We start from the raw sequence: 14,138 nt of genomic DNA on the forward strand, positions 1-14,138 counted from the left end.
GCAAGATCCCCATGCTTTTCGACAGACTGTTCCGCCGGTCCTCTCCCCGGCCCGCCCCCGCCCTGCCCGCTGCCGCCCTGCCCGTTCCCGCGGCGGAACCGGCGCACGCGCCCGTGCCGCCGGCCCCGTCCCAGGGCGCGGCCGGCCCGGCGTTTCCGCGGACGCGCATGCGGCGCAACCGGGCCGACGGCTGGACCCGCCGCCTGGTCGCCGAGAACCGGCTGTCGCCCGACGACCTGATCCTGCCGGTCTTCGTCGTCGACGGCAGCGGGCGGCGGGAGCCGATCCCCTCGATGCCCGGGGTGGAGCGGCTGTCGATCGACCTGCTGATCGACATGGTCAGCGAGGCCGCGGCACTCGGCATTCCGGCGATCGCGCTGTTCCCGGTCGTCCCGGCCGAGCTGAAGTCCGAGGATGCGCGCGAGGCGTACAACCCCGACAACCTGATGTGCCGGGCGATCCGCGCGATCAAGCAGGCGGTGCCGGAGATCGGCATCGTCGGCGACGTCGCGCTCGACCCCTATACCAGCCACGGCCATGACGGCCTGGTGGTCGACGGCTACGTCGCCAACGACGAGACGGTCGAGATCCTGTGCCGCCAGGCGCTGGTCCAGGCGGCGGCCGGCATCGACGTGGTGGCGCCCTCCGACATGATGGACGGCAGGATCGGCACGATCCGCGACCGCCTGGACGCGGCGGGCCACCAGCTCGTCCGGGTCTGCGCCTATTCGGCCAAATACGCGTCTGCCTTCTACGGCCCGTTCCGTGACGCCGTGAACTCGGGCGGGTTCCTGAAGGGCGACAAGCGGACCTACCAGATGGACCCGGCCAACACCGACGAGGCCCTGCGCGAGGTGGCGCTCGACCTGCGGGAGGGGGCCGACATGGTGATGGTCAAGCCCGGGATGCCCTATCTCGACATCGTCCGCCGGGTGAAGGAGACCTTCGCCGTCCCGACCTTCGCCTATCACGTCAGCGGCGAGTACGCGATGCTGAAGGCGGCCGCGGCCAATGGCTGGCTCAACTACGACGACGCCGTGGTCGAAGTCCTGCTCGCCTTCAAGCGGGCCGGCGCGGACGCCGTTCTGACCTACGCGGCGATGGACGCGGCACGGCTGCTGCGCCGCGGCTGAGCGCCCTCGGAGCGTCGCCGCGCGCTCACTCCATGCCGGAGTCGGAGAAGTACTGCTCGTGGGCCCGGTAGAGCGCGGCGTAGAACGGGTTCGCCGACAGGAACTTCAGGAACCCCTTCTGCCGGTCCCGCGTCGCGCGCAGCCAGGCATCCGCCGCTTCCTGGTGCTCGGGATGGGCCGACAGCAGGTAGAAGGCGGCCTGGTCCAGGGACGCGACCTCCTCCTCGGCAAGGCCTTCGAGAAGGGCCGCGATGTGCACCGGCAGCAGCGCCATGAAGGGCAGGTTGCTGCCGACGTCGCGGCGGTTTCTCTCGAAGCCGCCGCGCAGCTTCTCGACGATCCGGAAGAAGAGCTGCCGGCGCTCCCGCCAGCCCGGCTCGGCCGCGAGCAGTTCGACCAGGGTCCGGAACAGGCCGCGCTGCTCGTCGTCGAAGTCGTCCCAGGCGGACTGGGCCGGTCTGCGGATCGGGATCGGGGCGTCTTCGCTCATGTCACCGGGGGTCATGTTACCAGACGTCATCTGAACAGGAAGTCCCGGACCACGGAGATCTGGTCCTCGGCCATCAGCGACGGCGCGTGCCCGGCGCCCGCGACCTCGTGGATCTCCGCCTTCGGGCCGCGGCGCGTCATCCCGGCGGCCACCTCGCGCGTCAGCAGGGTGGAATCGGCGCCGCGCACCACCAGGACGGGGGCAGCGACCCGGTCCCACAGGTCCCAGAGGTCGACGTCCACCGGGGCCGACGCCCGCATCGGGACGACGATCGCCGGGTCGTGGAGCAGGCCGAAACCGCCGCCGGGCCGCGGGCGCGACGAGGTCCGCGCCAGGCTCCGCCATTGCGCCGCGCTCAGGCGCCCGAAGCCGGCATGGATCAGGCGCAGGTGGCGCTCCACCTCGTCGATGGTCCGGAACGTCGGGTCCAGGCCGACATAGCCGGCGATCTGCGCCAGCGCCTCCTTCGGGACGAAGGGGCCGACGTCGTTCAGCACCAGCCGGCCCAACGGCGCCTTGGGCCGGGACGCCAGGAGCAGGCCGATCAGCCCGCCCATCGAGGTGCCGACCCAGTCGACCGTCGCCACGTCCAGCCGCGCGATCAGCGCGACCATGTCCTGGACGTACTGGGGCAGCGCGTAGCCCATCGGGTCGGCGAGCCGGTCGCTGCCGCCCCGGCCGACGACGTCCGGGCAGACGACCCGGCAGCCCGCCTCCGCCAACGCGCGGGCCAGCGGGTCGAAGTCGCGGGCGTTGCGCGTCAGCCCGTGGACGCAGACGACCGTCCGCGCCGCGTCCGGGTCGCCCCACTCCAGGTAGGCCACGCGGTGGAACCCTCCGGGCCCGAGGCCGAGGAAGGCGTGCTCTCGCGGGATCTTGCTCATGCGGGAAGGTCTAGCACGCCGGCGCGCCGCCGGACATGGTTCCCGGCACCCCGGCCGCTCACTCCGCGGCCCGCGCGACGGGCTTCGCCTCCATCTCGGGCGCCGGCAGGAAGGCCGGGTCGCTGACCTCGACGAAGCGGTCGGGGAAGAAGCCGTTGAAGTCCGTCCGCAGTTCCAGCGTGTAGGCTCCCGCCTGGCCGATCTCGATGTAGTCTCCCTCCCGGACGTCGGCCGCGAGCCGGTACGGCCCCTCCATGTGGTCGACGGAATCGCAGGTCGGCCCGTAGAGCGCGAAGTCGTCGAGCTGGCCGCTGGTCCGTCCGTCGACCCTCAGCACCCGCATCGGGAAGGTGAGGCCGGCGTATTTCAGGTCGGACAGGCTGCCGTAGACGCCGTCGTTGATGTAGAGCTGGTTGCCGCGCCGCAGTTCGACCCGGACGACGAGCGAGGCGCCGGCCGCGACCAGCGCCCGGCCCGGCTCGCACCACAGCTCGCAGCCCTCCGGCAGGTCGAGCCCCTCCAGCCCGGTGCGAATCGCCGCCACGTATTCGTCGAGCGGCGGCGGCATCAGGCCGACATAGGGGACGGGGAACCCGCCGCCGACGTCGAGCACCCGGATGGGCACCGAGGCCCGCTCGATCACGTCGGCCGCCAGCCTGAGGGCCGCGGTGTAGGAGGCCGGGGTCAGGCATTGCGAGCCGACATGGAAGGAGAGCCCGACCGGGTGCCCGGCCTGGGCGGCCGTGCGCAGCAGGGCGGCGGTGCCGTCGACCGACGCGCCGAACTTGCCGCCCAGGTCGTAGATCGCGGCGCCGCGCGCGGTGGCCATGCGGACCACGACCGTCACGTCCTCCGCCCGCCCGGTCTCCACCCTGACCTTCTCCAGCTCGTCGGGATGGTCGACGACGAAATGGCGGACGCCGTACTGGTAGTAGGCGGCCCGGATCGCGCTGCGCTGTTTCACGGGATGCATGAAATAGGCCGACGCGTCCGGGTAGCGCTCCTTCACCAGCGCGATCTCCGGCAGCGACGCGGTGTCGAAATGGCGGATGCCCGCCTCGTAGAGCGCGTCGACGAAGACCGGCTCGGCGTTGCACTTGACGGCGTACAGCACCTTGCCCGGGAACTGCGCCAGGAAGTCGCGCGCGCCGGCGCGCAGCGCGTGGGGCCGCACGCAGTAGACGGGATTGTCCGGCCGCAGCGTGGCCGCCATCGCGGCCGCGTCCGGAAACCTCGGCGTCCCCTGGCCCGCACGGCTCGCCATGGCCGAGCTTTCGGCAGGGCTCAACGGCAGCGCCGGTGTGGCAACGGGTTTATGCATGCAGTCGACTCCCTTCCTTCATCCCCGCAATATCGCGGCGGCGGCGGCATTTGAAAAGCCCGGCCGGGCCTGGACGCATTTGTGTCACCGTATCCGCTTCCCACATGAGCCGGATGCGGACGCAGCGCGGTTGCGCCCGACGGCCACTGTCTGGAGGAACACATGAGATCCCCGTCCCTCTCTCCGGTGCTCGACCCGCAGGCGCTTGCGGCGGAGTTGTCGGGCAAGCTGCTGATCGGCGGCGCGATGGTTCCCGCGCGGTCGGGCCGGACGTTCGAGGTGATCGACCCGGCGACCGGCGAGGTCGCCGGCCACGCGGCGCTGGGCGAGGCGGCGGACGTCGCCGCGGCGGTCGAGGCGGCCGCGGCGGCGCAGCGGCGCTGGCGGGACGTGCCGGCCCGCGAGCGCGGGCGCCTGGTCGCGGACTGCGCCCGGGCCCTGTCGGCGCATGTCGAGGAACTGGGACGCCTGGTCGCCCTGGAGACGGGCAAGGCGCTGCGGACGGAAAGCCGGCTCGAGGCCAGCATCCTGGCCGACGTCTTCACCTTCTTCGGCGGCCTCGCCCCGGAACTGAAGGGCGAGACGGTCCCCTTCGACCCGAAGATGCTGACCCTGACCCTGCGCGAGCCGGTCGGCGTGGTCGGGGCGATCATTCCCTGGAACGTGCCGATGATGCTGATGGCGCTCAAGATCGCGCCGGCGCTGGTCGCGGGCAATGCGGTCGTCGTCAAGTCGGCCGAGGAGGCGCCCTTCGCCGCGCTGCGCGCCTGCCAGATCATGAACCAGGTGCTGCCCGCGGGCGTGCTCAACATCCTGTCGGGGATGGGCCCGGACTGCGGGGCGCCGCTGGTCGCCCATCCCAAGGTCGCCAAGATCACCTTCACCGGCTCGGTCGAGACCGGACGGATCATCGCGCGCACCGCCGCCGACAAGCTGATCCCGGTCACGCTCGAACTGGGCGGCAAGAGCCCGATGATCGTGATGGGCGACGCCGACCTCGACCGGGCGGTCGACGGCGCGATGATCGGCATGCGCTTCACCCGCCAGGGACAGAGCTGCACGGCCGCGAGCCGGATCTTCGTCCACGACTCCGTCCACGACGCCTTCGCCGAGAAGCTGAAGGCCAAGGTCGACACGCTGCGCATGGGCGACCCGCTGGACGAGGCGACCGACATCGGCGCGATCGTCTCGCCCGAGCAGTTCGAGAAGGTCCGCAACTACATCCGCATCGGCGCGGAGACGCCCGGCGCCCGCGCGCTGGCCTGCTCGGCCATGCCGTCCGACCCGCGGCTGGCCAAGGGCCTGTTCGTCCAGCCGGTCCTGTTCCTGGGGCTCGACAACGACAGCCGCGTCGCCCGCGAGGAGATCTTCGGGCCGGTCACCTGCATCATCCGCTTCCACGACTACGAGGAGGTGATCGCCGCCGCCAACGACAGCGAGTACGGCCTCGCGGCGACGATCTGGACCCGGGACCTGAAGACCGCGCTCGACGCCGCGCACCGGCTCGAGGCCGGCATCGTGCAGGTCAACCAGAACCTGGTGGTCCAGCCGAATCTCAGCTACGGCGGCGTCAAGTCGTCCGGCATGGGCAAGGAGGCCTCGCTCGAATCCATGCTCGAACATTTCACGCACAAGAAGACGGTGGTGCTGAACATGGCGTAGAAGGGCCGCTTCCGTCTTTTCCCTTTTCTCCCGGTGCCGTTTGCGCCAGAAACCCGCATCCCGTCCCGCCACCGTGGGCAGACAGATGAAGTGGTTCCGGCGCATCCTCGGCGCCACGTTCGCATTGGCGATCCTGCTGCCCGCGCTGGCCGTCGCGGGTGGCTGGCTGTGGCTGCGGACGGGCCTGCCGTCGGACGGGCGCGCGATCGCGGTCGACGGCCCGTCGGCGCCGGTCGAGATCCTGCGCGACGAGAACGCGGTGCCGCACGTCTTCGCCGGCAGCGACCATGACGCCTATTTCGCGCTGGGCTGGCTGCATGCCGAGGACCGGCTGTTCCAGATGGAGATGCAGCGCCGGGTCGGGGCGGGCCGCCTGGCGGAGGTGATCGGCGAGGCCGGCCTGCGCACCGACAGGTACATGCGCACGCTCGGCATCTACCGCCAGGCCGAGACGAGCTACGACGCGATGGCGCCGGAGATCCGCGACGCGCTCGACGCCTATGCGGCGGGCGTGAACGCCTGGCTCGCGCAGCGGCCCGGCCCGCTGCCGCTGGAATTCCAGGTGCTGCGCTTCGCGCCGGAGCCCTGGCGCCCGGCCGACAGCATCGTCTGGGGCAAGCTGATGGCGCTGCAGCTCTCGGGGAACTCCCGTGCCGAGCTGCGCCGGGCGCGCCTGCTGCAACGCCTGGACCCCGCGCAGGTCGACGACCTCCACCCCGCCTATCCCGACGGCGCGCCGGTCACGCTGTCGGCAGCACTCGGGGGGCTCGACTTCGAGCGCTGGGCGGGCGTGTCGCTGCCCGACCTCGGCCCGGACAAGGCCTCCAACGTCTGGGTGCTGTCGGCCGACCGGACCGCGACCGGCGCGCCGATCCTGGTCAACGATCCCCACCTCGCGCTGAATGCGCCGATCCTGTGGTATCTCGCGCGGGTCGAGGCCCCCGGCCTGTCGCTGACCGGCGCGACGGTGCCGGGCGTCCCGTTCCACCTGCTCGGCCACAACGGCACGATCGCCTGGGGCCTGACGACGACCGGGACCGACGTGCAGGACCTGTTCGTCGAACGCCTCGACCCCGCCGACGCGGGCCGCTACCTGACGCCCGAGGGGGCCGTCCCGTTCGAGACGCGCGAGGAGACGATCCGGATCGCGGGCGGCGGCGAGGAACGTCTGACGGTCCGCTCGACCCGGCACGGGCCGGTCATCTCCGACGTCGAGGACGCCGCGGCCGGCGTGCTGCCGGAGGGCCACGTCCTGTCGCTGGCCTTCACGGCCCTGAGCGGGCGGGACACGACGGCCGGAAGCCTCTACCACGTCAACCGCGCGCGGAACTGGGACGAGTTCCGGTCGGCGCTGCGGTCGTTCATCGTCCCGCAGCAGAACTTCGCCTATGCCGACAAGGCCGGGAACATCGGCTTCTACACCCCGGGGCTGGTGCCCGTGCGCGAGGCCGGGGACGGCACCCTGCCGTCCCCGGGCTGGACCGGCGAGCATGGCTGGACGGGCTTCGTCCCGTTCGAGGAACTGCCCCACGCCTATAACCCGCCGGGTGGAAGCTTCGTCAACGCCAACAACCGGGTCGTCGGGCCGGACTATCCCTGGCTCCTGACCACGGATTGGGACGACCCGTTCCGCGCGCTGCGGATCGAGGAACGCCTCGGCACCGCGCCGCCGCAAGACCTGGAGAGCTCCGAGGCGCTGCTCGCCGACACGGTCGACCTGGCCGCGCGCGACCTGCTGCCGCTGCTGGCGCGGGCGGAGACGGACGACCCGGCCGCGCGCGACGCGCTGGCGCGCCTGGCGGCCTGGGACGGACGGTCCGATCGCGACGCGGCCGAGCCGCTGATCTTCAACTGGTGGCTCAGGGAACTGAACCGCCGGCTCCATGCCGACGAACTGGGCCCCCTGGCCGCCGAGGTCCGGGGCCTCAACCCGCGCGTGGTGCGCAGGATGCTGACGGAGCGCCGGCGCTGGTGCGACGACGTGACCACGCCCGACGTCGAGGAAAGCTGCGGGCGGGTGCTGGGCGCCTCGCTCGAGGCGACGCTCGCGGCCCTGGCGGAACGGCACGGCGCCGACCCGGCGGGCTGGCGCTGGGGCGACGAGCACCGCGCGCCGCTCACCAACCAGGTGATCGACCGCATTCCCGTGTTGCGGTCGCTACGCGACCTCGGGACGGAGACGGACGGCTCCGACTTCACCGTGAACCGGGGAGCGACGCGGCTTTCCGACGACGAGGCGCCCTTCGCGCATGTCCACGGGGCGGGCTACCGGGCCGTCTACGACCTCGGCGCGCCGGAACGCTCGCTGTTCGTGATCGCGACCGGGCAGTCCGGCAACCCGCTGTCGCCCCACTACTCGGATTTCGTCGAGCGCTGGCGCGACGGGCGCCACGTCACCATCACCGGCACGCCCGAGGAACTGGCGGCGCGCGGAATCGGACGGCTCGTGCTGTCACCAGGGAGACAGGCCAGATGACCATCGGCATGGAAGACATCCGCCGGGCGGCGGCGACGATCCGGGACGACCTGGCGCCGAGCCCGACCATCCGCGCGGAGCGGCTGTCGGAGGAGCTGGGCTGCACGCTGTTCCTGAAGCTTGAGCATCTGCGGCACACCGGCAGCTTCAAGGAGCGCGGCGCCCTCAACAAGCTGCGCGGCCTTTCCGCCGAGGCCGCGCGGGCCGGCGTCATCGCGATGTCCGCCGGCAACCACGCCCAGGGCGTCGCCTACCACGCCCGCCGGCTGGGCATCCCTGCTACGATCGTGATGCCGGCGCACACGCCCTTCACCAAGGTGGAGAGGACCGAGTCCTACGGGGCACGCGTGCTCCTGCACGGCGCCAGCCTGTCGGAGGCCGAGGCCTTCGCCCACGAGGTCGCCGGGAAGGAAGGGCTGACCTTCGTCCATCCCTACGACGACCCGGCGGTGATCGCCGGACAGGGCACCTGCGCCATCGAGTTGCTGGAGGCGGTGCCGGACCTGGACATGCTGGTCGTGCCGGTCGGCGGCGGCGGGCTGATCGCCGGGATGGCGGTGGCGGCTCGGGCGATGCGGCCGGACATCCGCATCCTCGGCGTCGAGGCGGAGCTGTACCCCTCGATGCGGCAGGTGCTGGCGAGCGAACCGGTGGCGTGCCGCGGCGTCACCGTGGCCGAGGGCATCGCGGTCAAGAACCCCGGCCACCTCACGCGGGCCATCGTGAAGGACCTCGTCGACGAGATCGTCCTCGTCGGCGAGGAGATCCTGGAACGGTCGATCTACACGCTGCTGACCGACCAGAAGATCGTCGCAGAGGGGGCCGGTGCGGCGGGGGTCGCGGCCATGCTCGCGGATCCGGCGCGGTTCCGCGGCCTGCGGGTCGGCACCGTGATCTGCGGCGGCAACATCGATGCCCGCGTTCTCGCCTCGATCCTGATGCGCGGACTGGTCCGCGACGGCCGCATGGTCCGCCTGCGGATCGCGCTCACCGACGCGCCGGGAGCGCTCGCCCGGGTCACCGGCCTGATCGGCGAGATGGGCGGCAACATCGTCGAGGTCTACCACCAGCGCCTGTTCCACGACGTGCCGGTCAAGATGGCGGAGGTCGACGTCGTCGTGGAGACGCGCAACGCCGCCCACGTGCATCAGGTCATCGCCCGCCTGTGCGACGACGGCTTCCCGGCGGAGCTGATGGGCGACGTCTCGTGACCCCTCAGCACAGGCCGGCGTAGCGGCCCGCGAAGTAGACCAGGGGACGGCCGCCCCGGTCGGAGGCGAGCCTCAGGACGCGACCGACCAGGATCAGGTGGTCGCCCCCTTCGTACACGGATTCGGTCGCGCACTCGATCACCGCGAGGCTGCCGGCGATGACGGGGGCGCCGGTCGTCCAGCGCTCCACCGCGATGCCGTCCCAGCAGTCGTCGGCCGGGCCGGAGAACCGCACCGAGAGCTCGCGCTGCTCCTCGCGCAGCACGTTCACCGCGAAATGGCCGGCGTCGCGGAACGCCGCGAAGCGGGTCGCGGTGCGCGCGATGCTCCACAGCACGAGCGGCGGGTCGAGGGAGACCGAGGCGAAGGAGTTGATGGTGATCCCGACCGGCGCGCCTTGCGCGGGGCGCGCGGTCGCCACGGCGATTCCGGTGGCGAAGCATCCGAGCGCTGCTCGAAATTCGCGCGGGTCGATCGTCATGCGGCTCTTCCGTGGCTGGGACTCAAGGTCGGGCGATTCCCGGGTATAATAGTGGTATAGGCGAGGCGGCCGCCAAGTGCCACCTGCCACTTTTCCGGAGCGGCGGACCGGCACGCCGCGCGCGCCGGCTGTGCCCCGGCCGCCCGCGGAGCGCGTGCCGGCGGCCGGATTAAAACCTTCTTAACGAAGTTGACCGAGGCTGGGCGTCCCCGCAAGGCGCAATGTTCGGAAGCAACGGCCCCATGCTCTTCATCGTCGGGTCAGTCATTGTTGTCGTGTGCGTCCTGGGCGGATACGCCGCTATGGGCGGGAAGCTCGGCGTGCTGTGGCAGCCGTTCGAGGTGGTGATCATCGTCGGCGCCGCCGTCGGCGCCTTCGTGATCTCGAACCCGAAATCGGTGCTGAAGCGCTGCGCGGGCGCGATGTCGGTGCTGCTGAAAGGGTCGAAATACGACAAGGACAGCTATCTCGAGCTGCTGTCCATGCAGTACCAGATCTTCAAGATCGCGAAGACGCGCGGCCTGCTGGCGCTCGAGCAGCACATCGAGAAGCCGGAGGAGAGCACCCTCTTCGCCCAGTTCCCGAAGTTCAACGGCAACCACCACGCCGTCGTCTTCCTGTGCGACTACCTGAGGCTGATGTCGCTCGGCTCCGACAGCCCCCACGAGCTGGAGGCGCTGATGGACGAGGAGATCGAGACCCACCACCACGAGCAGATCCAGGTCGTCTCGGCGATCCAGACCATGGCGGACGGCATGCCGGCGCTCGGCATCGTGGCCGCGGTGCTCGGCGTCATCAAGACCATGGGCTCGATCACGGAGCCGCCGGAGGTGCTGGGCAAGCTGATCGGCGGCGCGCTGGTCGGCACGTTCCTGGGCGTGTGGATCTCCTACGGCTTCATCGGCCCGATGGCGTCGTCGTTGCGCAGCGTCTTCGACGCCGAGAACAAGTACTACCAGTGCATCAAGGCCGGGCTCCTGGCCCATCTGCACGGCTGCGCGCCGGCGGTGTCGGTGGAGTTCGCGCGCAAGGCGCTGCTCTCGGAGGTCCGGCCGACCTTCTACGAGGTGGAGGAAGCGACGGCCGCGCTTCCCCCGGCATAGGGCCGCGCGATGGCCGCGCCGGCCCCGTCGGGTGGGGCGAACAATCAGCAGAAGCCGATCATCATTATCAAGCGCCGCCGCAAGGCCGACCACGGCGGCCATCACGGCGGCGCCTGGAAGGTGGCGTACGCGGACTTCGTGACCGCGATGATGGCGTTCTTCCTGCTGCTGTGGCTGCTGAACGTCACGACGTCCGAGCAGCGCCAGGGCATCGCCGACTATTTCAGCCCGGCGAGCGTCTCGCGCACCACCAGCGGCAGCGGTGGCGTGTTCGGCGGGCTGACGATCACGGTGCCGGGCGCCCTGATCTCTCCCGGCGCCCCCATCGCGGTGTCGACGCCCACCCAGACCCGGCCCGGCGAGGACCGCAACGAGCCCCAGCCCAGCGACGCCGAGGACGACTTCCCGACCGCCGGCGACAGCGCCGAGGACACGGCCACCGAGGATGCGGCCCCCGGAAACGCGGCGTCCCGGGCCGCGGTGTCCGGGGCCGCCGAGGCCGGGACCGTCACCGAGAAGACGCTCGACGCGGCGATCGCCGAGCGCGAGGCGCGCCTCTTCGAGGAGGCCGAGAAGAAGCTGTTCGAGACGATCGGCGGCATCCCCGAGCTGGCGCAGCTCGCCGAGAGCATCGTCATCGACCAGACGCCGGAAGGCCTGCGCATCCAGATCATGGACCAGGCCAACCACACGATGTTCCCGCTGGGCAGCTCGCAGATGTCGCCCCAGACCGGCCAGCTCCTGGGGCTGGTCGCCAGGGCGGTCGAGCCGCTGCCCAACCGCCTGTCGATCAGCGGCCACACCGACAGCACGCGCTTCGCCAAGGACGACGTCTACGGCAACTGGGAGCTGTCGGCGGAACGCGCGAACGCGAGCCGGCGCGCCCTGATCGCGTCGGGCATCGCCGAGGAGCGCATCGCCACGGTGGTCGGCCGGGCCGACCGGGAGCCGTTCGTCACCGACCAGCCGGACTCGCCCCGCAACCGCCGCATCAGCATCGTGCTCCTGCGCGAGCGCCCGCCCGCCGTCCCCTGACGGCAGGGCCCGGCAGCGGCTCCGCCGCTAAGCTCTGGCAACGCCTCGGCGGTTGGGGTCATACTGGGCCGAGTCCTTTCCTCGGGCCCCACCCGCCGACGCTTTCGCGGCATATACCAGGGTCGAACGATGTCCGTGATGAGCTCCGCCACCCGGCCGCTGCAGCAGTTCTTCAGGTCGGGGCCCATGCCCTGCCCGTACCTGCCGGGGCGGGTGGAGCGCAAGCTGTTCACGAGACTGGCCCCGCCCTACGCCGCGGAGGTCAACTCGACCCTGTCGCGCGCGGGTTTCCGCCGCAGCCACGACATCGTCTACCGGCCCGTCTGCCCGGACTGCAGCGCCTGCGTCCCCGTCCGCATCCCCGTCGACGGGTTCGTCCCCTCGCGCTCGCTGCGGCGCGTCCTGCGGATGAACGGCGATCTCTGGGTCTCCGAGGTCCCGGCCGTCGCGACCCACGAGCAGTACCGGCTGTTCACCACCTACCAGTATTCGCGCCACGGCGATTCGGACATGGCGCGGATGACGGCCGGCGACTATTCGGCGATGATCGACGAGGGCCGGGCCGGCACCACCATGTTCGAGATGCGCGACTACCGCCAGCGCCTCGTCGGGGCTGTGCTGACCGACCGGCTTACCGACGGGCTGTCCGCAGTCTATAGCTTCTTCGACCCGTCCCTGGCGGAACGGAGCCTCGGCAGCTTCATGATCCTGAGCCTGGTGGAGCGCGCGCGGGCCTCCGGGCTGGGCTACGTCTATCTCGGCTACTGGATCCGCGACAGCCGCAAGATGGCCTACAAGGCCCGCTTCAGGCCGCTGGAAACCCTTGGAAGCAAGGGCTGGCAGCGCCTCCCGGACGAGCCCGGCACCGGCCCGTGACCGGCCGGCCGGGCCTCGACCCGGCGGCCGATCCCTCGCCGAACCCGACTCCGGCCTCGCGGGACACGTAACCCGATGCACAGCCCAAAGTCCGCCGCCGCCCCCGAAGTGACTGTCGGGGGCGATGGCTTTGACATACACGGTTACTCAAATGATTACGCACGCCGATGTCTGTTCGATCAAGCTGTCAATTATGCGGGCGGCATGCGGAAGACATATTCGACAACGCTTGCAATTTTTTCCGTATGGTCCATAAGTCCGGAAACTTGGAATTCAACCGGGCTGGAACATAGGGAGGAACCGCATGTCAAGATCGCTACTGGTCGCCGGGGCACTCGTTGCCGGCGTCCTCGCCGCCCCGCCCGCCCTCGCGCAGGAGACGGTAACGATCGGCGCGATCGAAATCCTGTCCGGGCCGAGCGCCGCCTACGGCGTCGCCATCCGGGGCGGGCTGGAACTGGCGATGGACGAGATCAACGCCGCCGGAGGGGTGCTCGGCGGCAGGAAGCTCGCCCTGATCGTCGAGGACTCGGCGGGGAACAAGGACCAAGCGGTCAATGCCGCGCGCAAGCTGATCGGCCGGGACAAGGTGCCGCTCATCATCGGCCCGACGCTTTCCAACGAGATGTTCGCGGTCGGCCCCGTCGCCAACGAGCGTGGAATCGTGATGGTCGGCACCTCGACCACTGCGGTGGGCATCACCGAGATCGGGCCCTACATCTTCCGCACCGCGTTGCCCGAGTCCGACGTGGTGCCCGTGACGCTGAAGACCGCCCAGGAGAAATTCGGCGTCGAAACCATCGCGATGATGTACGCCAACGACGACGCCTTCAGCAAATCCAGCTTCGACTCCATGAAGGCGGCGGCTGACAAGCTGGGCCTCGACATCGCCACCATCGAGACCTTCGGCAGCAAGGACACCGATTTCTCGGCCCAGCTCACGAAGATCAAGAGCCTGGACGTCGACGCCATCACCATCTCCGCGCTCGTCGAGCCGATCTCGGGCGTCGTCCTGCAAGCCCGCCAGCTCGGCATTCCCGACAGCGTGCTCCTGATCGGCGGCAACGGGGCGAACTCTCCCAAGCTGGGCGAGATCGCAGGCGCGGCCGCCGACGGCATGCTGGTCGGAAGCCCCTGGTTCATCGGCAAGCCGGACGAGATGAACCGGAAGTTCGTCGCCGAATTCGAGAAGCGGAACGGCATGCCTCCCGACCAGTTCGCCGCCCAGGCCTACGACACGATGTACATCGTGGCCCAGGCCATCGACAGGGCCGGTTCCGCCGAGAGCGACAAGCTCCGCGAGGCGCTGCTGCAAACGGACTACACCGGCGTGATGGGGCCGTTCTCCTTCACCGAAGGCCGAGACCCGGCCTCGGCCGAGGGCGTGGTGGTTCTCAGCATGAAGGACGGCAAGTTCGAGATTGTCGAGTAACCTTATCCGTGCCATGGCGCCGGCCCATCCACGG

General features: G+C 70.6%; 12 protein-coding genes. 8 read left to right on the plus strand and 4 right to left on the minus strand.

What is annotated here, in order from left to right; all coding sequences use genetic code 11:
- Positions 1–11 precede the first annotated feature (11 nt).
- The gene (hemB, locus tag VGO20_RS17750; RefSeq protein ID WP_327503703.1) at positions 12–1,133 is read left to right on the plus strand and encodes a porphobilinogen synthase; all 1,122 of its coding nucleotides are present in this window, start codon (positions 12–14) and stop codon (positions 1,131–1,133) included.
- 25 nt (positions 1,134–1,158) lie between these two features.
- Here the strand turns inward: hemB and VGO20_RS17755 are convergent, their stop codons facing one another.
- Genes VGO20_RS17755 through VGO20_RS17765 form a run of 3 tightly spaced genes read right to left on the minus strand, consistent with a single transcriptional unit; the run spans position 1,159 to position 3,828 of the window.
- Positions 1,159–1,623: a hypothetical protein gene (locus tag VGO20_RS17755; protein ID WP_327503704.1), complete on the minus strand. Its 465-nt coding sequence runs from the start codon at positions 1,621–1,623 to the stop codon at positions 1,159–1,161.
- A 26-nt stretch (positions 1,624–1,649) separates the two neighbouring features.
- The gene (locus VGO20_RS17760; protein WP_327503705.1) at positions 1,650–2,507 is read right to left on the minus strand and encodes an alpha/beta fold hydrolase; all 858 of its coding nucleotides are present in this window, start codon (positions 2,505–2,507) and stop codon (positions 1,650–1,652) included.
- Between the two features lie 58 nt (positions 2,508–2,565).
- Positions 2,566–3,828, minus strand: coding sequence for a type III PLP-dependent enzyme (locus tag VGO20_RS17765; RefSeq protein ID WP_327503706.1), 1,263 nt, complete (start codon positions 3,826–3,828; stop codon positions 2,566–2,568).
- A gap of 162 nt (positions 3,829–3,990) precedes the next feature.
- Between VGO20_RS17765 and VGO20_RS17770 the strand changes: the two genes are divergently transcribed.
- From VGO20_RS17770 to VGO20_RS17780, 3 genes are all read left to right on the plus strand, one after another.
- Positions 3,991–5,490 (plus strand): aldehyde dehydrogenase family protein, encoded by a 1,500-nt coding sequence (locus VGO20_RS17770; RefSeq protein WP_327503707.1) that lies wholly within the window; start codon positions 3,991–3,993, stop codon positions 5,488–5,490.
- 85 nt (positions 5,491–5,575) lie between these two features.
- Positions 5,576–7,966 carry a penicillin acylase family protein gene (locus VGO20_RS17775; RefSeq protein ID WP_327503708.1) on the plus strand — a complete coding sequence of 797 codons (2,391 nt, stop codon included), beginning with the start codon at positions 5,576–5,578 and terminating at the stop codon, positions 7,964–7,966.
- On the plus strand, positions 7,963–9,177 hold the full coding sequence (locus tag VGO20_RS17780) for a threonine ammonia-lyase (RefSeq protein ID WP_327503709.1): 1,215 nt from the start codon (positions 7,963–7,965) through the stop codon (positions 9,175–9,177). The genes VGO20_RS17775 and VGO20_RS17780 overlap by 4 nt, the downstream gene beginning before the upstream one ends.
- 4 nt (positions 9,178–9,181) lie before the next feature.
- Here the strand turns inward: VGO20_RS17780 and VGO20_RS17785 are convergent, their stop codons facing one another.
- Complete coding sequence (locus tag VGO20_RS17785; protein WP_327503710.1) at positions 9,182–9,658, minus strand: flavin reductase family protein; 477 nt, start codon at positions 9,656–9,658, stop codon at positions 9,182–9,184.
- A gap of 242 nt (positions 9,659–9,900) precedes the next feature.
- Here VGO20_RS17785 and motA point away from each other — a divergent pair, with 242 nt between their 5' ends.
- From motA to VGO20_RS17805, 4 genes are all read left to right on the plus strand, one after another.
- Positions 9,901–10,761, plus strand: coding sequence for a flagellar motor stator protein MotA (gene motA / locus VGO20_RS17790; protein WP_327503711.1), 861 nt, complete (start codon positions 9,901–9,903; stop codon positions 10,759–10,761).
- A 9-nt stretch (positions 10,762–10,770) separates the two neighbouring features.
- A complete protein-coding gene (locus VGO20_RS17795; RefSeq protein ID WP_327503713.1) occupies positions 10,771–11,796 on the plus strand; it encodes a flagellar motor protein MotB in 1,026 nt (341 codons plus the stop codon).
- A gap of 129 nt (positions 11,797–11,925) precedes the next feature.
- Positions 11,926–12,672, plus strand: a complete 747-nt coding sequence (locus VGO20_RS17800; RefSeq protein ID WP_327503714.1) for an arginyltransferase — start codon at positions 11,926–11,928, stop codon at positions 12,670–12,672.
- A gap of 304 nt (positions 12,673–12,976) precedes the next feature.
- A complete protein-coding gene (locus VGO20_RS17805; protein ID WP_327503715.1) occupies positions 12,977–14,104 on the plus strand; it encodes an ABC transporter substrate-binding protein in 1,128 nt (375 codons plus the stop codon).
- The last annotated feature ends 34 nt before the right edge of the window (positions 14,105–14,138 follow it).

It is taken from the genome of Arenibaculum sp., from assembly GCF_035998295.1.
GTDB lineage: Bacteria > Pseudomonadota > Alphaproteobacteria > Azospirillales > Azospirillaceae > DASYHS01.